Annotated in this window: 18 protein-coding genes; 15 read left to right on the forward strand and 3 right to left on the reverse strand. The window is 62.9% G+C overall.

From position 1 onward, the window contains the following. The 9 genes from AC5DC2_RS03275 to AC5DC2_RS03315 all read left to right on the forward strand — a co-directional run. Positions 1–2066: Ig-like domain-containing protein (locus AC5DC2_RS03275; protein WP_491697448.1), on the forward strand; the 2066-nt coding region annotated here is incomplete at its 5' end. An 87-nt stretch (positions 2067–2153) separates the two neighbouring features. Beyond that, positions 2154–4340 (forward strand): type I secretion system permease/ATPase, encoded by a 2187-nt coding sequence (locus AC5DC2_RS03280; protein WP_491697449.1) that lies wholly within the window; start codon positions 2154–2156, stop codon positions 4338–4340. After that, positions 4337–5518, forward strand: a complete 1182-nt coding sequence (locus AC5DC2_RS03285) for an HlyD family type I secretion periplasmic adaptor subunit (RefSeq protein ID WP_491697450.1) — start codon at positions 4337–4339, stop codon at positions 5516–5518. The genes AC5DC2_RS03280 and AC5DC2_RS03285 overlap by 4 nt, the downstream gene beginning before the upstream one ends. Before the next feature lie 54 nt (positions 5519–5572). Continuing rightward, positions 5573–5983, forward strand: a complete 411-nt coding sequence (gene bamE / locus AC5DC2_RS03290) for an outer membrane protein assembly factor BamE domain-containing protein (protein WP_491697451.1) — start codon at positions 5573–5575, stop codon at positions 5981–5983. 155 nt (positions 5984–6138) lie between these two features. Next, positions 6139–7590: a TolC family protein gene (locus tag AC5DC2_RS03295; RefSeq protein ID WP_491697452.1), complete on the forward strand. Its 1452-nt coding sequence runs from the start codon at positions 6139–6141 to the stop codon at positions 7588–7590. Between the two features lie 287 nt (positions 7591–7877). Then, entirely contained in the window at positions 7878–8888 is a 1011-nt protein-coding gene (locus AC5DC2_RS03300) for a Gfo/Idh/MocA family protein (protein WP_491697453.1), read from the forward strand. Positions 8889–8912: 24 nt separating this feature from the next. Then, complete coding sequence (locus AC5DC2_RS03305) at positions 8913–9986, forward strand: Gfo/Idh/MocA family protein (protein WP_024706944.1); 1074 nt, start codon at positions 8913–8915, stop codon at positions 9984–9986. A 7-nt stretch (positions 9987–9993) separates the two neighbouring features. After that, positions 9994–10776, forward strand: coding sequence for a FadR/GntR family transcriptional regulator (locus AC5DC2_RS03310; RefSeq protein WP_024706943.1), 783 nt, complete (start codon positions 9994–9996; stop codon positions 10774–10776). Positions 10777–10792: 16 nt separating this feature from the next. Further along, entirely contained in the window at positions 10793–11221 is a 429-nt protein-coding gene (locus AC5DC2_RS03315) for a VOC family protein (protein WP_491697454.1), read from the forward strand. A 177-nt stretch (positions 11222–11398) separates the two neighbouring features. Here the strand turns inward: AC5DC2_RS03315 and AC5DC2_RS03320 are convergent, their stop codons facing one another. Genes AC5DC2_RS03320 through AC5DC2_RS03330 form a run of 3 tightly spaced genes read right to left on the reverse strand, consistent with a single transcriptional unit; the run spans position 11399 to position 14221 of the window. Further along, positions 11399–12703, reverse strand: coding sequence for a TRAP transporter large permease (locus AC5DC2_RS03320; protein WP_024706941.1), 1305 nt, complete (start codon positions 12701–12703; stop codon positions 11399–11401). A gap of 15 nt (positions 12704–12718) precedes the next feature. Further along, positions 12719–13225, reverse strand: coding sequence for a TRAP transporter small permease (locus AC5DC2_RS03325; RefSeq protein WP_024706940.1), 507 nt, complete (start codon positions 13223–13225; stop codon positions 12719–12721). Positions 13226–13231: 6 nt separating this feature from the next. Then, complete coding sequence (locus tag AC5DC2_RS03330; RefSeq protein WP_491697455.1) at positions 13232–14221, reverse strand: sialic acid TRAP transporter substrate-binding protein SiaP; 990 nt, start codon at positions 14219–14221, stop codon at positions 13232–13234. A gap of 156 nt (positions 14222–14377) precedes the next feature. Between AC5DC2_RS03330 and AC5DC2_RS03335 the strand changes: the two genes are divergently transcribed. The 6 genes from AC5DC2_RS03335 to AC5DC2_RS03360 form a co-directional block, all read left to right on the forward strand. Next, a complete protein-coding gene (locus tag AC5DC2_RS03335; RefSeq protein ID WP_491697456.1) occupies positions 14378–15268 on the forward strand; it encodes a dihydrodipicolinate synthase family protein in 891 nt (296 codons plus the stop codon). Between the two features lie 55 nt (positions 15269–15323). Further along, positions 15324–15995, forward strand: coding sequence for a GntR family transcriptional regulator (locus AC5DC2_RS03340; RefSeq protein WP_491697457.1), 672 nt, complete (start codon positions 15324–15326; stop codon positions 15993–15995). A gap of 30 nt (positions 15996–16025) precedes the next feature. Beyond that, a complete protein-coding gene (locus AC5DC2_RS03345) occupies positions 16026–18680 on the forward strand; it encodes a family 78 glycoside hydrolase catalytic domain (protein WP_491697458.1) in 2655 nt (884 codons plus the stop codon). Positions 18681–18992: 312 nt separating this feature from the next. Then, the gene (locus tag AC5DC2_RS03350; RefSeq protein ID WP_491697459.1) at positions 18993–20249 is read left to right on the forward strand and encodes an ABC transporter substrate-binding protein; all 1257 of its coding nucleotides are present in this window, start codon (positions 18993–18995) and stop codon (positions 20247–20249) included. An 89-nt stretch (positions 20250–20338) separates the two neighbouring features. Then, a complete protein-coding gene (locus AC5DC2_RS03355; protein WP_491697460.1) occupies positions 20339–21622 on the forward strand; it encodes an ABC transporter substrate-binding protein in 1284 nt (427 codons plus the stop codon). Positions 21623–21682: 60 nt separating this feature from the next. Then, positions 21683–22206 (forward strand): carbohydrate ABC transporter permease (locus tag AC5DC2_RS03360; RefSeq protein WP_491697461.1); only part of this gene is annotated, 524 nt, incomplete at its 3' end.

Genomic DNA, 22206 nt, shown 5'->3' on the forward strand with positions numbered 1-22206 from the left:
CCGTTGCCAACGGCTCGCTCTCGAACCTCGTCAGGATCAACGACACCACCTGGACGGCGACGGTGACCCCGGCCGCGACCGGCGATGTCACGGTTTCCGTGGCCGACGGCTCCTATACCGACCTTGCCGGCAATGCCGGTTCGCAGGGCTCGGATGTCGAGGCCTTCGACCGCACTGCCCCCGAGGTCGGCGTTGTCATCACCGACAATGGCCAGGATGGCGAACTGGTGCTGACCTTCTCGCCGGATACCGACCGCGCAAGCTTCGACCCGGCAACCGATCTGGCGCTTGAGAATGCCGATCTCGGCACGGATGGCGCATGGTCGGAGGATGCCGACGGCAATCAGGTCTGGACGGTCACGATCACGCCGACCGGCAATGGCGAGGTGACGGCCACCGTCGCCGACGGTTCCTACACGGATATGGCCGGCAATGAAGGTGAGCAAGGTACCGACAGCGAGAGCTTCGATGTCGACGGTCCCTCCGTCGCGGTCGATATCGTCAACGAAGGCCAGACCGGCACGGTCACCTTCACCTTCTCGGAAGCCGTGACCGGCTTTGAGGCCGGCGATGTCTCCGTTGCCAACGGCTCGCTCTCGAACCTCGTCAGGATCAACGACACCACCTGGACCGCGACGGTCACGCCCGAAAAGGCCGGGGGCGATGTCACCGTCACGGTTGCCGACGGGAGCTATACCGACACGGTGGGCAATCTCGGCTCCGAAGGCGCGGATACCGAGGGCTTTGCTCGCACCGCGCCGCTCGCCAATGACGACGATATGAGTCTGACGCTTGCCGGCGACGACTTCAAGAGCGACGGGAATTTCAACATCGCCTTCGTTCTCGACTTCAGCGGCAGCGTCAACAACACAGAAGCCCAGGCCATGCTGAGCGCGGTCAAGACGGCGGGGCAGGCCTTCTTCGAGGGCACGACCGGCGACGTGCAGATCCAGCTTGTGGCATTCTCGTCGGACGCGCGCTCCACCGTGTCGTTCACGAGCTATGATGCCTTCGCCGCCCAGGTCGACGCATGGTCGTCGAGCCGTCCCTATAATGGCGGGACCGACTATACGGCCGGAATTCAGAAGACGATGGAGACCTACGCGCCGCTTGACGGGTATGACAACCGCGTCTTCTTCATGAGCGACGGCGAACCCACCGAGCAGACGCAGCAGCACTGGGGCAATAATGGCTGGCAGGTCGACCACTCGCTAACCAGCGCCACTGCCGCCGCCTGGGATGATTTTGTCGCGGACAACGATATCACGGTGCAGACGGTCGGCATCGGCCAGGGCATCAGCGTGGAACGCCTGCAGGATGTCGATCAGGCCGACGGCGACAATCACGTCGTGGAAGTCTCGAACTTCGACGTTCTGGTCGACTCGCTGCTCGATCTGCTCAAGGAGGTCGATGTGTCCGGCAACGTGCTGCACGGCGCCGACGGCGTCGCGGGCACGGCGGATGACGATCTTCTGGGGATCGACGGCGGACGCATCCTGTCGATCGCGGTCGATGGCGAGACCTACACCTACGATCTGAACGGCATCACCGACAGCCACGGCGATGCTGCGGGCACCGGGTCCATCCTCAACGTGGAAACCGACCAGGGCGGCAAGCTGATCTTCGACTTCGAGACCGGCGACTGGACCTACAAGGCCGACGCCGAGACGGGCGCCGGGCTGGAAACCTTCGACTATGTCCTGACGGATGACAGCGGCGATACCAGCGCGGCTTCCCTGACGATCGACGTTCAAAGCGATATGACCGGCGCCGCCGCGCGCGGCATGGCTTTCGACAATGGCGATACTGAGGACCTTTCCGTCGAAACGCTCGGCCTTGCCGCGCTCGATGCAGAGCCGACAGGCGAGGATGCCGCTCCCGTGGATGCGGCGGAGGACATCGGGATCGCCAGTCTCGTCTATGAGGACACGAACGAAAGCCTTGATGCCTATCTGCCCGAGGAAAGCCATGCGAGCGCGGCGACCGACGGCGGATCCATCGCCGATGCCGGCACGTTCAGCGTCGAGCTCGACGAACTCGACGATCACGCCATGCTGGTGGGGTGATCCCCCGTCCCCTGTCGACAAGGCATTTGCAGCAGCCGGGGCCATGCCCCGGCTGCAGAACTCCGTTCCTGAAAGCCGTGCACGCCGATGAATATCCACATCAACAAAGATCGCGATCAAGGCGGCGAGGCCGAGCTTGAAGCCGGGGCCGTTTCGGCCCGGTGGATCGAGGCGCTGCTGACGGTCGCCGCTCACTACCGGATCGACTGTTCGCCGGAACAGCTTCGGCTCGCCGATGCCTGGGACGGCCACGGCGACAGGAAAGGGCGGTTCGGCAGGCTTGCGCGCCAGGCCGGCATGGCCGTCAGGTTCATCGACACGGATATCAGGAAGATCACGCAGATGCGCCTGCCGGTCATTCTGGTCTTCAGGGATGGCCAGGTCGCGGTCGCAGGCAAGCGCAATGGGGAACACTTCGCGCTGACCTTTTCGGGCGATGGCGGTCTTGCCTCCGATACCGCAATCGGTGCGCTTGCAGATCGCATCGAACTCGTTGCGGTCATCCGGCCGGCCGGCGGCATGCCGGACGGACGGATCGACGCCTATATCGAACCTTACAGCAAGCACTGGCTGCGTTCGATCGTTCTGTCCGATCTCAGACCCTATGTCTCGATCATGCTGGCGTCGCTTGCGGCCAATGTCCTTGCGCTCGCCAGCGTCATCTTCTCCATGCAGGTCTATGACCGGGTGGTGCCCGCGCAATCCTATCCGACGCTGTTCGTGCTCGGCGGCGGCGCGCTTATCGCTGTCATATTCGCTTTCGTGATGCGCCAGATGCGCATGAAGATCACCGATGTTCTGGGCAAGCGCGCCGACCTGCGCATCTCCGACAAGGTGTTCGGCCATGCGCTGAGGGTCAAGAACACGGCCCGTCCGCAGGCAACCGGCACCTTTATCGCCCAGCTTCGCGAGCTGGAGCACGTGCGCGAGATGATGACCTCGTCGGCGATTGCGGCGATTGCGGACATTCCCTTCTTTCTTCTGTTCTGCGCGATCTTCTGGTGGGTCGCCGGCAATCTGGTCTGGGTGCCGGCCGTGGCCGTCGTGCTTCTGATTGCGCCCGGCATCCTGTCTCAAAAGAAGCTGCACCGGCTTGCCAAGGCCAATATGCGCGAATCCGCGCTGCGCAACGCCATGCTGGTCGAGGCCGTCCAGGGGCTTGACGATATCAAGCTCTTGCAGGCCGAGGACCGGTTCCAGAACCACTGGAACCACTACAATGCGGTCAACGCCGACAGCGGCATGAAGCTGCGCGACCTCGTCGGCACGCTCGGCAACTGGACGCAAACCGTTCAGGGCATGGTCTATATCGCCGTTGTCGCGGCCGGCGCGCCGGCGGTGATGTTCGGCGACATGACGACGGGCGCGCTGGTTGCCGCCGCCATGCTGTCGACGCGCATGCTGGCCCCGCTTGCAAGCGTGACTCAGATTCTCAATCGCTGGCAGCAGGCCAAGATCGCCGGCGAAAGCCTCGACAAGATCATGATGCTGCCGGTCGATCATCCCGAGAATGCAAAGCGCATTCACAAGCCGGTTATCGAGGGCGACTTCCACTTCAAGAATGCGGTCTTTGCCTACGAGAAGGAGCCGGTTCTGACCATCGACGAACTGAAGATCGCGGCAGGTTCGAAGATCGGCATCATCGGACGCAACGGCGCCGGCAAGTCGACCCTGCTGCAGGGCCTTTCGGGGCTGATGGAACCGCGCTCGGGCACCGTGCTGGTCGATGGCGTCAATATCGGCCATGTCGATCCCGCGGACCTTCGTCGCCACATTGGTCTTGCCGGCCAGAATGCGCGGCTGTTTTACGGCACGATCCGCGAAAACCTATGCCTCGGCGCGCCCAGTGCTCGCGACGAGGAGCTGATTGAGGCCCTCGAGCGCACTGGCGCCTGGGAATTTGTTCGCGCCACGCCCGAGGGCCTCGATCGGCAGATACAGGAGGGCGGCATCGGCCTTTCCGGCGGCCAGCGTCAGGCCATCATTCTTTCGCGTCTGCTGTTGCGCGAACCGTTCGTGGTCCTCCTCGACGAGCCCACCTCGGCGCTTGATGAGACGGCCGAGCAGAAGGTGCTCGCGGCCCTTGGCGCACTCGGCGCGGGCACCACGCTGCTCGTCGCGACGCACAAGCCGTCGGTTCTCACCCTCGTGGACCGGTTGATCGTGGTGTCCAACGGCCGGATCATCATGGACGGCGCGCGCGACAACATCCTCGCGCGCCTGCGCAAGGGCGAGGCGACCGCTGCAACCAGGCGCAGGGAGGGCGCGAAGTGACCTCGAGCGCTTATGATGATCTGATATCCGGCGATGAGATGAGCGCCAGCGGCGCGAGCCGGATCGTGCTTGTGCTGACGCTCGTCCTCGGCGCCTTCTTCGCCTGGGCCTATGTTTTTTCGGTCGAGGAAGTGTCCTCTGGGCCGGGAACGGTCGTGCCGCTTTCGCACGAACAGATGATCCAGTCCTTCGACGGCGGCATCCTCGCCGAACTCGATGTCAGTGCCGGCGACATCGTCGACAAGGGGCAGGTGCTCGCGCGGCTCGATCCGACCCGCGCCCAGGCCGAATACGACGAGACCGCGGCGCGCTATCGGGCCTCGCTCGCGCAGGCCGCGCGCCTTCAGGCCGAAGTGACCGGCGCCGAAGCCGTGCACTTTCCCGAGGCGCTGGATGGCTATCCAGAACTCAGGGCTTCCGAGGAAGCCTTGTTTGTCGCGCGTCAGGGCAGCTACCGTGAATCGCTCGCCGATATGGAAGCGGACATGGCGCTGATCGACGAGCAGCTCAGGCTGACGGCGCCTCTGGTGGAGACGGGGGCGGCGAGCAAGGTCGAACTGATCAGGCTGAAGCGCGATCGCGGCGATATCAAGCTGAAGATGGACGACCTGCGCGCCAGATACGTCATCGAAAGCGGCGAGAAGCTGGCCGAGGCGCAGGCTGAGGTCCAGTCCCTTCTGTCGACGCTCCACGGGCTTGAGGACACGATCGATCACACGACGATCCTTTCGCCGGTTCACGGGATCATCAAGGACGTCGCGGTGACGACGATCGGCGGCGTCGTGTCTCCGAACGGCGCGGTCATGACCATCGTGCCGCTCAATGACCAGTTGCTGATCGAAGCCCGTATTTCCCCGCGCGACATTGCCTTCATTCATCCGGGACAAGAGGCTCTGGTGAAGATCACAGCCTATGACTATTCGGTCTATGGCGGGCTCGAAGGCACGGTCGAGAGCATTTCGCCCGACACGATCCGCGACGAGATCAATCCGGAAAATCTCTACTATCGCGTCTATATCCGCACGGCCTCGGACGCGCTCGAGAACGCTTCCGGCAAGCGCTTTCCGATAACGCCCGGCATGATCGCCACCGTCGATATCAGAACAGGCGAGAAGACCATCTGGGACTATCTCGTCAAACCCCTCAACCGGGGCCGGGAAGCCCTGCGCGAGCGCTGACCGCCCGCCTGCGGGAAGCCTCGACATCAATCCAAAACCCAAAAGGAGACTGAAATGCTGAAGACGATTTCCACCGCGGCGCTGGCCGGCCTCATCACCTCGGGCGCCGCGTTCGCCGGAATGCTGGACGTGCACAATCCGAAGATGCGGTTCGAAAGCGTGGCGCCGTCTCTGACGGAGCTTGACGCCTATTTCGTGCGGAACGGCAAGCCGGTAACCGTCGATCTCGTCCGCCAGGTGGAGATCGGCGTCGGCCGGGACAAGGTCGCCGCGCTTCTGGGCGAACCGATCAAGGTAACGCGTCGCGGCAACAAGGTGACCTGGGATTACAACCTCAAATTCGTGACGGCTGACGATGGCGAACTCGTCTGCCAGTACAAGGTTCTGTTCGGCAATGCACAGCAGGTTGACGAGACCGTCTGGCGCAGGCCGCAATGCCGGGAACTGATGGTCAGCCGCAACTGAGTTGTAGGGTTGCATTTTTCCGACTATGTTACCATAGGTAATGATTCGTCGCTTTCCCGCAGCAATCTGTGCCTGTGTTCCGCTCGGGGGCAAAATCGCAGATGTGAGACATATGCCTTGAGGAACGCCTCAGCGCATCATGATGTGGAAATGCAGTGAAAAATCGGAATAGGCACTGTGCGGCGACCGCCGCACAGATGTTGTCGTTCGCGCTTCTTCTGGGTCTGTCGACCGCCCTTGCAGGCTGCTCGACAGCCGGAAGCGGACGGCCATCGGTCTCGTTTGAAGACAGAACCGGCGCGATCCGGGAGGAGCGGCCGGAGGTGGAGCAGCCTGCGGATATAGCCGCTGCGGGTCAGAGCCTTGACGGGCTGGTAAGGGTTGCGCTCTACCAAAGCCCGCAGATGCTGGAACGCGCGGCGACCATCCGCGAGGCGACGGGCAATATCAAGGTGGCCAAGGGCGGTTATTTGCCGATGGTCAGCGGCGGCGTCACGGGCGGCGTTGGCGATGCCGACGGTCCGTCCTTTGTCCTGTCGGCAAACCAGATGCTGTTCGATTTTGGCAGGACCGACCGCAAGGTCGCACGCGCCGATATCGCGGCGCAGGAGGCCGTTCTGCAGTTTCAGAGCGACGCTGACGCCGTCCTGATGGATGTTCTTGAAGCCTATGCCGAATTCAGCCGCTACCGCGACAATGTCGCTATCGGCGAGGAAAGGGTGAAGCGCCTGAGCGCGTTGAACGATCTCATCGGGCAGCGCGCGACGGCAGGCGCGACCACCCAGTCGGACGTGCTGGCGGCGGCCAACAGCGTCGAGCAGGCCCGCCACGACCTTCTCGAGATGAAGTCGGAGCGCGACAGGGCAGCCAACCAGCTTCGTGAATATGCCGGGCCTGCCGCGGTGAGCCTGAAGTCCGAACTGCTGGACGCGCTCGGGACCTGCACGCCGTCGACGACGATTGCCGGCAGCCTGCCCGACATAGCGCTGGCGAACCTGAAGGTCGCGCAGGCAACGCTTGACTATGAGGATGCCCGGAAGGCGCGCCTGCCCGGAATCGCCGCCGAGGCCTACGGTCGCCAGCCGCTCTATGATGAAGGGTTTCGCGTCGGGGTGAACTTCAATGTCCTGCCGACACTGTTTCAGGGCGGCGCCATCGAGGCGGGCCGTCAGGCCGCAGAAGAGGCCGTGGCGGCCGCTGAGGCCAGTCTCGACACGATGCGCAGAAAGGCGACGCTGGAAGCGCTCGATGCCGGGACCGAGATGGCCAATGCGCGCGAACTGATTGCGTCCTCCGGGACGCAGACCCGGCTTCTTGACGAAACCAGAACGCTTTACAGAAGCCAGTATTTCGATCTGGGAACCCGCAATCTGACCGATCTCCTGAATGCGGAAGAAGATTATTATGACGCGCTTATCGCGCGCAGCGACAGCGAGCGCGATCTCGACGTCGCTCTCCTGCAGTGCCATCTTGTCAACGCCACCCTGCGCGCGGCGCTGGGCCTTTCGCAGTTTACGCTGTACGGCTTTCCCATCGACGGCTTCGCAATCGATGTCGGCGGGGAGCCGGCGTCAATCGGCGAGGCAGGTCCGTCCGACGCGTCCTGACGCCACCGATTGTCGGAGGGGCGGCTTGCCGGCGATGGTGCGCCGCGGCCGGCTTGTGGTCGGACCAATATCTTGCGCTCGCCCGGCGGTCATTATCTCCCGCGCGTTCCTGAACCGGAAAGGCTTTGAAAAAAGGGTGAAGTCCATTGCGCCTCTTTTTCTGCGTGCGTCTTGACAGACAGACGGCTTTCTTGTCTGGTCTGTCCAGATGGAGGCGCGCCGCGCTTCGGACGATCCCTGTTCCAGGCGTTCGCGCGGCTTTCCCTGCAATACGGAGGAGAGACTGCATGGTGAAGTTTGCGGCCGTGGGCATCGACCACGGGCATATTTTCGGACAGGTCAAGGGGCTGATCGCGGCCGGCGCGGAGTTTGTCGGCTATTGCGAGCAGACGACGGCGCCGGCGCTGATCGAAACCATGCGGGAAACCTATCCCGATACCCCCGTTCTGGACCGGGATGCGATCTTCGCCGATCCCGAAATTGACGTCATCTGCATCGCCGCGGTTCCCGCAGACCGGGCTGATCTGGCGATCCGCGCCATGGAGGCGGGCAAGGATGTGATGGTCGACAAGCCGGGGGTGACCTCGCCGGAGCAACTTGAGGCCGTGAAGGCGGCGGTTGCCGGGACCGGACGGATCTTTTCCATCTGTTTTTCCGAGAGGCACTGCGTGCGTTCCGCCGTCAAGGCCGGCAAGCTGGTGCGGGAAGGCGCGATCGGCACGGTCGTGCAGACGCTCGGCATGGGGCCGCACCGCAAGCAGTTCGACACGCGCCCGGACTGGTTTTTCAGGCCGGAGCGTTTCGGCGGCATCATCGTCGACATCGCCTCGCACCAGATCGACCAGTTCCTGTTCTTCACCGGCGCGCGGAAGGGCGAAGTCGTCGCTTCCAGCATCGGCAATTTCGGCACCCGGGAAGCCGCCGAATTCCAGGATTTCGGCGAAGTGCTGCTGCGCAGCGACCGCGCCTCCGGCTATATCCGCGTCGACTGGTTCACGCCCGACGGTCTGCCCACATGGGGCGATGGCCGCCTGACCATTCTGGGAACCGACGGCTATATCGAGCTTCGAAAATACGTCGATATCGCCGGCCGGGACGGCAAGGATCATCTCTTCCTCGTCAACAAGGCGGGCGTCGAATATATCGATTGCTCGCAGGAGCCGATCGAATATTTCGGCCGTTTCATCGCGGATGTGCGGGACAGGACCGAGACGGCGATGACCCATGACCATGTTTTCGAGGTCTGCCGCCTGTCCCTTGAGGCCCAGGCCAGGGCTGCCGACATTTCCCCGCGATAGACGGGTTCAGGAGAGACGACTGCCATGACAAGGAAATTTCGTGTCGCCGTGATCGGCGCGGGCATTGCCGAGCGCCATCTCACAGGTTTCGGATGGAATGCGGACCTGTTCGAGGTGCCGGTGCTCTGCTCGCTCGACGAGGATCGCGGCCGCGGCCTCTGCGAGAAATACGGCATTCCCGAATATGTCCAGAACGCCGAAACCCTGTTTTCGCGCGACGACATCGATATCATCGACATCTGCACCCCGCCGCACAGTCATTTCGATCTCGCCCGCCGGGCGCTCGAGGCGGGCAAGCACGTCATCTGCGAAAAGCCGCTGTTCGGTTCGGTTGCCGATGTCGACGCGATGGCCGAGATCGCAAAAGCGACCGGCCGCACGATCATGCCGATCTTCCAGTATCGCTATGGCATGGGCCTGCAGAAACTGAAGCGGCTGGTGGAGCTTGGCCTGACCGGACGCGCCTTCATGACCACGATCGAGACCCATTGGTGGCGCGCGCCGGACTATTTTGCCGTCGACTGGCGCGGCAAGTGGAAGACCGAGCTTGGAGGCGGCCTCGTCGGCCATGCCATCCATGCCCATGACATGCTGAATTACATCCACGGACCCTGCGACGAGGTCTTCGCCTATGGCGCGACGCTCAACAATGAGATCGAGACCGAGGATACGATGGCGCTCGCCGTCAGGATGAAGAACGGTTCGCTCGCGGCGCTTTCGATGACGCTCAACTCGCATGAGGAGATTTCGCGCCTGCGCTTCTGCTTCGAGAATGTGACGGCGGAGAGTATCCACGAACCCTATACGATGGGCCGCGACCCCTGGCGCTTCATTGCGAAGGACGAGGCGCACCAGAAGCTGGTGGAGGCGGCATTCGCCGAAATGCCGAAAACCGAGGACGGCTACACCCGCCAGTTCGAATTGTTCTATCATGCGCTTGCGGAAGGCGGCGCGCCGCCGGTAACGCTTCAGGACGCGCGCAATTCTCTGGAACTGGTGACGGCGGCCTACCATTCCGACCGGAGCGGCCTTCCTGCGCCGATGCCGATCACGGCAGACCATCCGCTCTACCGGTCGTGGCTGCCTGAATTGGGATAGTCCGGCCGTGGCGGAGAACCGAGAGGGCGAAGAAGAAGGCACGGGCGGCGGCCGAAAGGTGCGCCTGCTCGCCGCCAAGCGGCTCTATCAGGTCGTCGCGCGACGGATCGCGCGGATGATCGAGGAGAATCAGGGCCGCCCCGGCTGGCACCTGCCGTCCGAACGCGAGCTTGCCGAACAGCTGGAGGTCAGCCGCACGGTCGTGCGCGAGGCCGTCATCGCGCTTGAAATGCGCGGCATTGTCGAGGTTCGCGGCCGCGCCGGCATCGTCGTGCTGCCGGCCCATGTCAACGCACTGTCCTTCGACGCGCTCAACACCGATATCGGACCGGGTCCTTTCGAGCTTCTGGAGGCACGGCTGGCGCTGGAGTCGAGTGCGGCGGCTCTCGCGGCCGAACGGGCCACGCGCTACGACATCATGGAACTAGAGGAATGCATCGAGCGCATGCAGCTTGAGACCGACGAGGTGTTCCTCAACGAGAAAGGCGACCGTGAATTTCACCTGACCATCGCCAACATGACCGGCAACGCGATCATCCTGTCGATGATCCAGGCGCTCTGGGACCAGCGGGACACATCGCGCATGTGGAGCCGCGTGCATCGTCACATCCATGCGCCGAAGGTTCGCGCCTTGTGGATCGGCGATCACTACGCCATCGTGGCCGGCCTGAAGATGCGCAACGGCGAGGCCGCGCGCCACGCCATGGAACGTCATATCAACAATGTCACGGATGAGCTCCTGCGGGCCGATGAGCTTGGCCGCTTCTCATCCGGCGAAGCGGAAGAATGAGGAGGTGTGAGCGCCCATGCTGAAGGGTTTCGAGCATGTCGGCATGACCGTCAGCAACATCGACAAGAGCCTGAATTTCTACGTCGATCTGCTCGGCCTGAAACTGGTCGTCCGTCGCTCCGGCGACGAGCGCTCCGATGGCGCGCCGATCGACCGGCACCGGGCGGGCCATCAGCTCTGCTTTCTGGATGCCGGCAACGGCATGCTGGAGATCATGGGGCCTGCGACCGGCGCGCTCAAGGCCGAGGATGTCGCCGCCGGGCGCGCCGGCCTTCGCCACCTGACCTTTCGTTTCGACGATGTCGAGGCGCTTTACGCAAGGCTGGAGGCGGCCGGCGTGGAAATGGTGGAAGCCCCGCGCCAGGCCTATAACCGCGACATCATCAGCAAGGTCGCCTTCTGCCGCGATCCCGACGGCATCCTGATCGAGCTCGTTGAGCGCTGAGCTTTCCCGAGCGCATCGGCCCGAAAATCGGAATCGATTTTCGGAAAGCACGATGCGTCGATTCAATAGGTTAGAGCGTCCTTTGTGCGTCCGAATGGACGCACGGCGCTCTAAATGCATGTGCCGGTCCCGGGGTGCGGGACCGGCCGTTTTCGCCATGCGGGCTGCCCGATGCCCTCAGAGCATGCCGGCGGCGCGCGGCAGCCAAAGGCTGAGGCTCGGGATGAAGGTGAGCGCGAGCAGCATGGTGATCAGGATCGCCATGAAGAACCAGGTCTCCCGGATCATCTCCGACAGCGGTATCCCGTTCAAGGCCTTGATGATGAAGAGCAATATCCCGTAGGGCGGAGTGATCAGCCCGATCATCATGTTGAAGACCAGCACGATGCCCAGATGGTTGAGATCGATGCCCAGCGCCGCGGCCGTCGGAATGAAGAGCGGGGTGACCACCAGCATGATCGTCGATACATCGAGAATGCAGCCGAGCAGCAGGTAGAGGATGTTGAGCAGGATCAGGAACTGCCAGGTCTCCAGCTGGAAGCTCTCGAACAGGTGGAAGACCGCCTGGGGCACCCGCTCGACGGTGATCACGTAATTGAAGATGAAGGCGCCGCAGAGCACCATGGTGACGACCGCCGTGGTCTTCATGCTGGCGACCACCACGTTCCAGAAGGAGCGCAGGCCAAGCACCCTGTAGGCGAAGACGGCGAGCAGCAGGGCATAAAGCGCCGAAACGGCGGCTGCCTCGGTCGGGGTGAATATGCCCGAATAGATGCCGCCGAGCAGGATGATCGGCATCAAGAGCGCCGGGAAGGCGCGGATGATGATCAGCGGCAGGGCGCGGAACGGCACGGCCTGTTCGATCGGAAAACCACGGACCTTGGCCATGATGCCGACGGCAACCGCCATGACGGTGCACATCAGGATCGCCGGCACGACGCCGCCGAGGAAGAGTACGCCGACCGACGTCGATGAGATCAGCGCATAGAACACCATCGGGATCGACGGCGGGAAGATCGGCCCGACGACCGCGGAGGCGGCCGTCAGCGCGCCAGCGAATCCGCGCGGGTATCGGCCCTCCTTCATCATCATCTCGGTGATGATCTTGCCGACGCCGGCGGCGTCCGAGATCGCCGATCCGCTCATGCCGGAAAAGATCAGGCTGGTGAAGATGTTGACCTGCGCCAGGCCGCCGGGAAGCCGGCCGACGACGGCGAGCGCGAAGTCCAGCAGCCTGTCGGAAATCTTGCCCTCGTTCATCACATTGGCGGCAAAGATGAAGAGGGGCACGGCAAGCGCGACGAAATTGCCGAACACGCCATTCAGCACGTTCTCGGCGGCAAGCCCGACATCGCGGCCGGCCAGAAACAGGTAGAAGATGCTGGCGACGATCATCGAAATGCCGAAGGGCAGCCCGGTGATGGTGATCGTCACCATGATGACCAGCATGACGATCAGCGCATGCTCGGAAAGAAATGCCATGTCAAAAGTCCCCCGTCAGATCTCTTCGGTCCATCTGGGCCCGAAAAGACGCATGAGCCGCCAGATTGCCTGCACGGTAAAACCGAACAGGAACAGCAGGTAGCAGCCATAGACCAGGTTCATCGGAATGCGGAGAACCGAGCTCTTCTTGCGTGTCAGAAAATCGAGATAGTCCCAGGTATAGGGGATCAGCAGGGCGAAGGCGGCGATGAGCATGACCATGGAAAACATGGTGAAAAGCCGCCGCGTGCGCTCCGGGACGATGTCATAGACAACGTCGAAGGAGACGTGCTCGCGGATCGGCACGCAAAACGCCGCCGCCCAGAAGACCGCCCAGACGAAGGCGATCATGGTGAATTCCTCGGTCCACAGAAGCGGCCGGTTCATCACGTAGCGGTAGAAGATCTGGATGATGAAGCCGACAAAGGCCGAAAGAAAGAACAGGGCGCCGATCGTGTCCGCGACGCCTTTTAGAAAAATGCCCCACTTTCGCAGGGCATGGGCTTTGTCTCGGGCCGCCATGGCGGATCACTCGGCCAGCTGGTTGATCTGTTCGATCCAGCCTTCGGGCCAGTCCGCCGCGCGCGGCGAATTCATGTAGGCCTCCTGGACATGGGCGCGGAACGCGTCGACATCCGGCGTCGTGACGACCAGGCCTTCGCCTTCGAAGAAGGCAACGAGGTCCTGTTCCACCTTCACACGCTCGGCATTGTTCCAGTCGCAGGCCGCCTTGGCGGCCTTGGTGACGGCTTCCTTCTGCGCGTCATCCAGTTCATCCCAGAAGATGTTGGAGACGGAGAAGTTGATCGCGTCGACAAGATGCGAGGTGAGCGTGATCTGGTCGGTGACTTCGTAGAACTTCGCCGCCTCGACGGTCGGCAGCGGGTTGTCCTGGGCATCGATCGTGCCGGTCTGCAAGCCGAGATAGACCTCGCCGAAGGGCAGCGGCGTCGGGTTGGCGCCGAGCGCCTGGCCGAGGAACAGCCATGCATCCGAGCTCGGCATGCGCAGCTTCACGCCGGCAAGATCGTCCGGGGTCTGGATGTCCATCTCATCGCGCAGGTTCAGCTGGCGCGTGCCGAGATAGCAGGCGTCGAGAAGCTTGATGTCCATCTCGTCGGAGACAGTCTGCTTGAACTCCGTTCCGATATCGCTTGCCAGGAAGGCGCGGTAGTGTTCCGGGCTCTGGAACAGGTAGCCGGCTGTCAGAAGGCCGTATTGCGGCAGCGCGTCGGCAATCAGCTGGTACGACACATAGGTCATTTCCGCGTTGCCGCGCTGCAGCGCGTCGAGATCGGCGCCCTGGCCGAACAGAGAGCCCGAATCATAGATTTGCACGTCGAACGTGCCGGGCATTTCCTTTTCGATTTCGTCCTTGAAGACATGAAGCGCCTTGGTGTGCAGGTCGGTCGGCACGCTCGGCACGGTCATCTTCAGTTCGATCGGATCCTGGGCCAGAGCGGGCGTCGCGATGAATACGGAGCACAGCAGAGCCTTGGCGATAAGTGACTTCTTCAAGATCATTCCTCCCTAAACGTCAGGTCAGCCGGGCTCCTCATGTAGCAAAATGTCCCGGCGGGCAAAATGGACTTTACGGGTTTCGATCACTGATGTAAATACTGATTGTATCAGTTGTAGGATAAAGCATCTGACCAATATGCGGAAAGGAATATCATGCTGGCGGACAGTGATCTCAGAGGCGTTGTGGGGGCGTGCGTCACGCCGGTGACGCCCGAATTCGAAATCGACGTTCAGCGCCTCAAGTCGCATATGGAATTCGTGCTTGCCGAAGGCTGTTCATTCGTTTCCGAATTCGGCACGACGGGCGAGGGGGCTTCCTTCTCGACCCGTCAGAAGGCGGCCGCCCTGCGCGCGCTCGCCGCAGCCGGAATGGATATGAAACGCCATATCCCGGGCGTTGTTGCCTCTGCCGTCGATGAGGCCGGCGGCATGCTTGCGGCGATCGCGGATGTCGGCGCGCGGGCGGCGCTGGTCATCCCGCCCTATTATTACACGCCGTCCTCCAGCGAGGCGGTTGCCGACTTCTATGAGGCGATGATCAGGCGGGCCGGATCACCGGATATCGAGATCGTGCTTTACAATTTTCCGCATTTCTCCGGCGTCGCATTCGATGTGCCGCTGGTTGAGGTCATGCTGGAGCGGTTCGGAGAACGCATCATCGGCATCAAGGATTCCACCGGCAACCTTGCCGACGGCCTGAAGCTGATCGAGGCTTTTCCGCAATTGTCGATCTTCACCGGCGATGACCGGATCCTGCCGGAAATGGTTGCCGCCGGCGGCGCTGGTATGATCGGTGGTATGACAAATCCCTATCCCGCTGATACAGTAAGGCTCTATTCCGGGCCGGTTACCGATGCGTTGCGCGTTCGGGCCAGTCGGCGGATCGAGGCCGTGGATGCGCATGGCGGCGCCACGGCGCTGAAGGCGCTGGTTGCGGAAATGCGCGGCGACGATGCATTCCGCCGAACGGTGCCGCCGCTTTCGCCGGCCGGTGCGGACGTCATGCAGAAGGTTCGCGTCGCGGACGAGCCGGTTGCCGGATGAGGCGCATGCGCGTGACGCATGCTTCGGCGTGGTGGGAAAGCAAGGAGGAACGGGCGTGGTGAAACAGGGTGCGGCCGAGGCCGGTCAGGCGGGCGTCAAGGACGCCGCCTACGACCTTTTTCAGGATGCGCTGATGAGCGGGCAGCTCAGGCCCGGGCAGATGGTCTCCCAGCGCGCGCTGGTGGACATGCTGAACCTTTCGATCGGCGCGCTGCGCGAGCTTCTGCCGCGGCTTCAGGCCGAGGGGCTCGTCAGCGTGCTGCCGCAGCGCGGCATCCTGATCCCGGCGATCGACCTGTCTATGATTCGCAACACGTTCCAGATGCGTGCGGCCCTTGAGCGCGAGGCAGTGATCCACGCGGTCAGGGAGATGTCCGATGCCGTGCTTGAAAGTCAGCGCAAGCTGCATACGGATATCGTCGAGGCGGTGAAAAAGGCGCCGACGCCGGAGCTTCTGGCGCGCGGCCAGGAGATCGATACCGGCTTCCACAACCTCCTGATCTCCGCCACCGACAACGAGCTCTTGCGCAATGCCTACAACATCAACGCCATCCGCATGCGCCTGATCAAGCTCGACCGGATCCGGCTCAACGAGACCGTGCTGCCGGAAGCTTTCGGCGATCACCTGGCGGTGATCGACGCCATCCAGAAACGCGACCGAATCGCCGCCATCGATGCGATGGACAAGCATGTGCGCAATGCCCGAAACCGCGCGCTTCAGCTTTGAGATCATTCACGAAATCCGGGGAGCAGAGAGATGCTGAAAGCCTTGAACCTGCGCGTTGCGGCCCTTGAGGACGCAAGCGGGCTGAACGGCGAATTGCCGCGTTTTTCCTGGAGCGTGAGCGGCGATGCGAAGGCGCAACAGGCCTTCCGGGTGGTCGCGGGCAGCAACCTTGATGACCTCGCGGAGGGGCGGGGCGACCTCTTCGACAGCGGCAGGCGAGAGGGCAGTTGGCCGGGGATGGTCTGGGACGGCGCGCCGCCCGCCTCCGACCGCGCCGTCTGGTGGTCGGTCGAGCTTTGGGACGAGGACGGGCAGGGCTCGGGCTTCGCTCCGCCTGTCCGTTTTTTCACCGGGCTTCGGGCCGAGGACTGGGAGGCGGAGTGGATCGCGCGTTATTTCGTGCTGCCCGCCGGCCGCGACGTGCCGCAGGGCAACCGCTACGACAACCGGTTTCAGGCGCGGCCTGCCGATTATCTGCGCCGGGCCGTGGCACTGGACGAAAAGCCGGTGCGCGCCCTTGCCTATGTCACCGCGCTCGGGCTCTACGAGTTTTTCATCAACGGCGCCCGCGTTGGCGACCACGTGATGGCGCCGGGCTGGACGGATTATCACACCCGCGTCGAATACCAGACCTTCGATGTGACAGACATGTTCGCTGCCGGCGAAAATGTCATCGGCGCGATCCTCGGCGAGGGCTGGTATTCCGGCCGGATCGGCCACAACCAGCGCCGCGCCGGCAACCATTACGGCGGCCGCCCCGCCTTCAAGTGCCAGATCCACCTGGAATATGCCGATGGGCGCGTCGAGAGGGTCGTCAGCGACGGCAACTGGCAGACGGCGCAAGGCCCGATCCTCTACAGCGATTTCCTGGCCGGCGAGGCTTATGACGCGCGCCTCGAGATCGACGGCTGGAACGCGGCCGGCTTCGATGCCGCCGCCTGGCAGCCTGTCGAGGTCTTCATCCCCGAGCCCGGCGCGCCGCTCCTTGATGCACAGCGCGTGCAGCCCGCCCGCGAGGTGGCGCGGTTCGAAGGTCGCTTCCTCCACGAAAAGGGCGGCATGCGGATCTATGATTTCTCGCAAAACCTTGCGGGCTATGCCGAACTCAGGGTGAATGCTCCGGCAGGCACCGTCTTCCGCCTGCGCTTTGCCGAGCGGCTGACCGAGGATGGCGCGCTCTACCTCGACAATATGCGCTACGCGGTGAACGAGGATATCTACATCGCCGGGGGCAAGGGCGAGGAGGCGTTCAAGCCGCGCTTCACCTTCCGGGGCTTCCAGTATGCGGGTCTCGTCATAGAGGGCGCGGCGGAGAGCGAGCCGGAAATCACCGCGATCGCCATCCAGACCGACACCCCGGTCCGCGGCAGGATCGAAACCGGCAACCCGCTGGTCAACAAGCTGTTGTCGAATATCGTCTGGGGCCAGCGCGGCAACTTCCTGTCGGTGCCCACCGATTGCCCGCAGCGCGACGAGCGCTATGGCTGGTCCGCGGATGCGCAGGTGTTCTGGCGCACGGCCGGCTACAACATGGATGTCGAGGCCTTCCTCAACAAATGGATGGTGGATCTTGCCGACGGACAGTCGCCGGAGGGAGCCTTTCCCGATGTCGCCCCGACCAAGCCGCTCAATCCCTATCGCCTGACCCCGCAGCCCGGCGCGCCCGGCTGGGGCGATGCCCCCATCATCATGGCCTGGCACCATTTTCTGCGCTATGGCGACCGGGAGCTCCTCGTCGGGAACTACGACCGTTTCGTAGCATGGATGGACTATATCGAGGCCGCCAATCCGGACGGGCTGCGCGTCAACCGCAACAACAACAATTACGGCGACTGGCTGAATGTCGGCCCGAAGACCGATCCCTTCCTGGTGGCGAGCGCCTACTGGGTGCATCTCGCCGACCTGATGGAGAAGATTGCTGGCGCGACAGGGCGGGACAGGGCTCGCTGGACGGCATTGGGCACGCGCCTGCGAGAGGCCTTTGTCGAGGCCTATTGGCGCGACGGCAGGCTGATCTCCGATACGCAGACGGCCTATCTCCTGGCGCTCGACTTCGCCATCCTGCCCGAGGCCTTGCGCGGCGCGGCGGCCTCTCGCCTCAAGGCGCTCTTCGAGGCGGCGGACTGGCACCTGCAGACAGGTTTTCTCGGCGTGCGCCATGTCTGCCCGGTGGTTGCCGATCATATCGGGTCGGCCCGCGCCGTCGATCTCTTGCTGAAGGAAACCTATCCCTCCTGGGGTTTTTCGATTGCCCACGGCGCAACGACCATCTGGGAACGCTGGGACGGCTGGACGCCGGAAGGCGGCTTTCAGAGCCCGAACATGAACTCCTTCAACCATTATGCCTATGGCGCGGTCGGCGAGTGGATCTGGTCGCGTCTAGCCGGCATCGACTGGAGCGCTGCGGGACCGGGCTACGGCCATGTTCTGGCGCGCCCGGTCTTCGATCGCCGCATCGGCCACGTCACGGCGGCCTACGAGGCGCGCACGGGCACTGTGGAAAGCCGCTGGCGGATCGACGGAGACGCCGGCGCATGGGATCTGGTCCTGCCGCCCTCCGTTGCGGCGGATGTCGAACTGCCGGAGGGACTTGGCGCCGTGACAGTCGACGATGCGCCGTTTGCGGGGCGTCATCTTCACCTTGCCTCCGGACCGCATCGCTTCCGCTTCTTCCTTCCCGGCTGATTTTTTTCCGAGCGTTGTCTCTGTCCGCGCGACGGCGGCAAACGCAGGGGCCGGCAACTTGCCGCATGCACGCGAAGCCCGGGGAGGGCGAGTTTCGACTTGCATTCGGTCAATTCCTGTGGTGTAAATTTAAAACGGAATGACGTTTCAAAAAAAATGGTCCGCATGTTTGAATTTGCGGCCAGTCTGGAACGGATCACGTCGGAAAAGGCCTGCCGGGAGGAACAATGCGGGTCGGCTGAACGACGGGGCGGCCTTTGCCGTGCGTTCCAAAAGGGAGGGGTTATGGTTGTTTCTCGCAGGACTTTCTTGATGGTTTCGGGCGGTTTGGCGCTTGGCGCCGGCTTGCCGGCTGCTCCGGCCTGGGCGCAGCAAAAGAGCATCCGCCACTTCTGGTGGGGCAATCCGGAGCGCGACAGGCGCACCTTCGCCTATATCGACTGGTTTCAGCAGGCCCACCCCGATATTGCGGTGTCCGGCGAAACCATCGGCTGGGGGGATTACTGGGCCAAGATGGCGACGCAGACGGCCGGCCGGAACATGGCTGACATTGTGCAGATGCCTTATATCTACCTGCATGAATATGTTCAGCGCGGCGCGCTCGTCCCGCTTGATGACTACCTTGGAAGCGGCATCGATGTCAGCTTCTATGACGAAGGCGCGCTCGATAGCGGCATGGTCGACGGGATGCTCTACGGCATCAATATCGGCGCGACGAGCCAGGTCATTCCCTATAACCAGCGCGTTTTTGACGAGGCGGGCGTCGCCTTCGACAGGTTCGGCTGGACGACGGATACATTCGCCGATGCCTGCCAGAAGATTACGGATGCGACGGAAGGAGCCGTTACCGGCAGCGAGGATTTGTCGCTTTATATCGAGAATTTCGAGGTCTGGGGCCGTGAAAATGGCCATGATCTCTATTCGAAGGACGGCGAGCTTCAGGTGACGGCCGAGGACGTCGGGTCCTATTGGCGGTTCTGGACCGACCTGCGCAAGGCGGGCATTATCGAGGGCCCGGACGCGACCGTGCGTGTCGACAAGCCGATGAGCGATCTCGGCATCGTCAGCGGCACCACGGCGACCACCTTCCGTTATGCCAATCAGGCCGTGGCCGTTCAGAGCCTGATGCAGGACCCCGTGGGCCTGGCAATGGTGCCGCGCCGCGCCGGCATGGCATACGGGCAATATATATTGCCGTCGATGTATCTCTCGATTTCCCGCGATGCCGAGAATATCGATGCCGTTCTGGCCTATATCAATGACTGGGTGTCGAGCCCGGATGCCATTCGGGTCCTGGGTATCGATCGCGGTATTCCGCCGAGCGCGATGGGACGCGACGCGCTGATGCCGGTGCTCTCCGATACCGAAGCCAAGGTCGTCGATTATTACGCCGGCATTCAGGGCAAGGTCGGTCCCGTGCCCAATCCCGCGCCGAAGGGGGTCGGAGAGGTCAGGGACAGCTTCATGCGGACGGGCACAGATGTCGTCCTGGGCTATGTTTCGCCCGAAGACGGAGCCGCGCGCTTTGTGGAGGATGCGGCGGCTATTCTTGAACGCGCGCGTATGTGAGCGCGCGTTCACGCGAAAAAACCTGTCTGGCCCCGCGGCGTTCCGACGCCTTTATCGCCGGGCATCGTTGCCATGAAAAGGAGGAGTTTATGGCCGTTTCACGTAGAAAATTTCTGACCACAACGGGCGGACTGGCGCTGGCCGCCGGTCTGCCGTCCATGCCGGCGTTTGCCCAGGACCGCAGCATCCGCCATTTCTGGTGGGGCAATCCTGAGCGCGACAGACGCACCTTTGAGGTGATCGAGGTCTTTGAAAAGAACCATCCGGGCATTTCCGTGTCGGGCGAGACGATCGGCTGGGGCGACTACTGGACCAAGATGGCCACCCAGACAGCCGGCCGCAACATGGCCGATCTGGTGCAGATGGACTATCGCTTCCTGTTCGAATATGTGCGTCGCGGCGCGCTGCAGGAGCTCGATCCCTTCATCGGCAACGGCCTCGACCTCTCGAATTTCGACAAGGGTCCGCTGCAGGGCGGCATGGTCGACGGCAAGCTTTATGCGCTGAACATCGGCTCCAACAGCCAGGTTTTCGTCTACAACGAGACTATCTTCGAGGAAGCCGGCGTCGCCGATACCGACGTGATCAACTGGACCTGGGATCAGTTCGCCGATGTCTGCAAGACCATTACCGAGGCGACCGGCGGCAAGGTCAAGGGCTCCGACGACTGCTCGGTGGTTCTCGAAGTCTGCGAAGTCTGGATCCGTCAGAATGGCAGCAGCTTCTTCGGTCCCGAGGGCGACGTCACCGTCACGCCGGATATCATCGCGGATTACTGGCAGTTCTGGCGCGATCTGAGGGACGCCGGCGTGCTTCGCTCCGCCGACAAGTCGCTTGATGCCAACCTGCCGATGTCCGATGTCGGCATCGTCGCAGGCGATACCGCGATCTCCAATTTCTGGTCGAACCAGATCGTCGGCGTTCAGGCGCTGATGCAGGACCCGGTCGGCGCCGCCATGGTGCCGCACAAGCAGGGCGGCGATCCCGGCCAGTTCATCAAACCGTCGATGTTCATGAGTCTGACGCGCGACAGCGAGGATCCGGAAGCGGCGATCATGTACATGAACGACTGGATCAACAATCCGGAGGCGACCAAGGTTCTTGGCCTGGAACGCGGCATTCCCGCCAATCCGGATGTCCGTGCGGCGCTGGCGCCGGACTTCACCCCGGCCGAAAAGGTCTCGGTGGACTACTTCAACGCCATCCAGGACAAGGTCGGGCCGCTGCCGCCGCCCGAACCGAAGGGCGCCGGCGAAGTGCGTGACGCCTTCATCCGTGCCGCCACCAATGTGGTGCTCGGCGACATCGCGCCGCAGCAGGCGGCCGAAGTGTTCGTTGACGATGCCCAGGCGATCATCGATCGCGCCCGCTGATCAAGGACCGGTCCCCGCTTTGCGTCGGGGACCGGCTCTTCCGTCTGAAAGAGTGGTTCGATGAAGAATACGAAAGCGCGCAACGCTTCCGGCTACATGTTCCTGACGCCATGGCTGATCGGGTTCTTCCTGCTCGCCATCGGTCCGATCCTGGTCTCGCTCTATCTGTCATTCACGCGCTATGACATGGTCGGCGACCCGCGCTGGACCGGGCTCGACAACTACATCTACATGTTCACCCGCGACCGGCGGTTCTGGAAGACGCTGGAAGTCACCTTCCATTATGTCGTCTTCGCCGTTCCGCTTCGGCTGATCATGGCGCTCGGCGTTGCCATGCTGCTCGACAAGGGCTTGCGGACGATCGGGCTTTACCGCGCGATCTTCTACCTGCCGTCGCTGCTCGGCGCGTCTATCGCGATCGCGATCCTGTGGCGGCAGCTATTCTCGATCGACGGCGTGGTCAACCAGGTGCTCGCCGTCTTCGGCATTCAGGGCATCGGCTGGATCACCAATCCCTCAACCTCGATCTACACGCTGATCGTGCTGGCGATCAGCCGGCCCTCGGGGCTGCTGACGACGGGCCC

It is taken from the genome of Martelella sp. (genome assembly GCF_984369615.1).

What these genes read in the sequence shown, in the direction of transcription:
- bamE (WP_491697451.1), top strand. Translation starts at nt 5,573, where the DNA reads ATGCTGAAGACGATTTCCACCGCGGCGCTGGCCGGCCTCATCACCTCG.
- AC5DC2_RS03280 (WP_491697449.1), top strand. Translation starts at nt 2,154, where the DNA reads ATGAATATCCACATCAACAAAGATCGCGATCAAGGCGGCGAGGCCGAG.
- AC5DC2_RS03300 (WP_491697453.1), top strand. Translation starts at nt 7,878, where the DNA reads ATGGTGAAGTTTGCGGCCGTGGGCATCGACCACGGGCATATTTTCGGA.
- AC5DC2_RS03325 (WP_024706940.1), bottom strand. Translation starts at nt 13,225, where the DNA reads ATGGCGGCCCGAGACAAAGCCCATGCCCTGCGAAAGTGGGGCATTTTT.
- AC5DC2_RS03315 (WP_491697454.1), top strand. Translation starts at nt 10,793, where the DNA reads ATGCTGAAGGGTTTCGAGCATGTCGGCATGACCGTCAGCAACATCGAC.
- AC5DC2_RS03345 (WP_491697458.1), top strand. Translation starts at nt 16,026, where the DNA reads ATGCTGAAAGCCTTGAACCTGCGCGTTGCGGCCCTTGAGGACGCAAGC.
- AC5DC2_RS03305 (WP_024706944.1), top strand. Translation starts at nt 8,913, where the DNA reads ATGACAAGGAAATTTCGTGTCGCCGTGATCGGCGCGGGCATTGCCGAG.
- AC5DC2_RS03320 (WP_024706941.1), bottom strand. Translation starts at nt 12,703, where the DNA reads ATGGCATTTCTTTCCGAGCATGCGCTGATCGTCATGCTGGTCATCATG.
- AC5DC2_RS03350 (WP_491697459.1), top strand. Translation starts at nt 18,993, where the DNA reads ATGGTTTCGGGCGGTTTGGCGCTTGGCGCCGGCTTGCCGGCTGCTCCG.
- AC5DC2_RS03355 (WP_491697460.1), top strand. Translation starts at nt 20,339, where the DNA reads ATGGCCGTTTCACGTAGAAAATTTCTGACCACAACGGGCGGACTGGCG.
- AC5DC2_RS03335 (WP_491697456.1), top strand. Translation starts at nt 14,378, where the DNA reads ATGCTGGCGGACAGTGATCTCAGAGGCGTTGTGGGGGCGTGCGTCACG.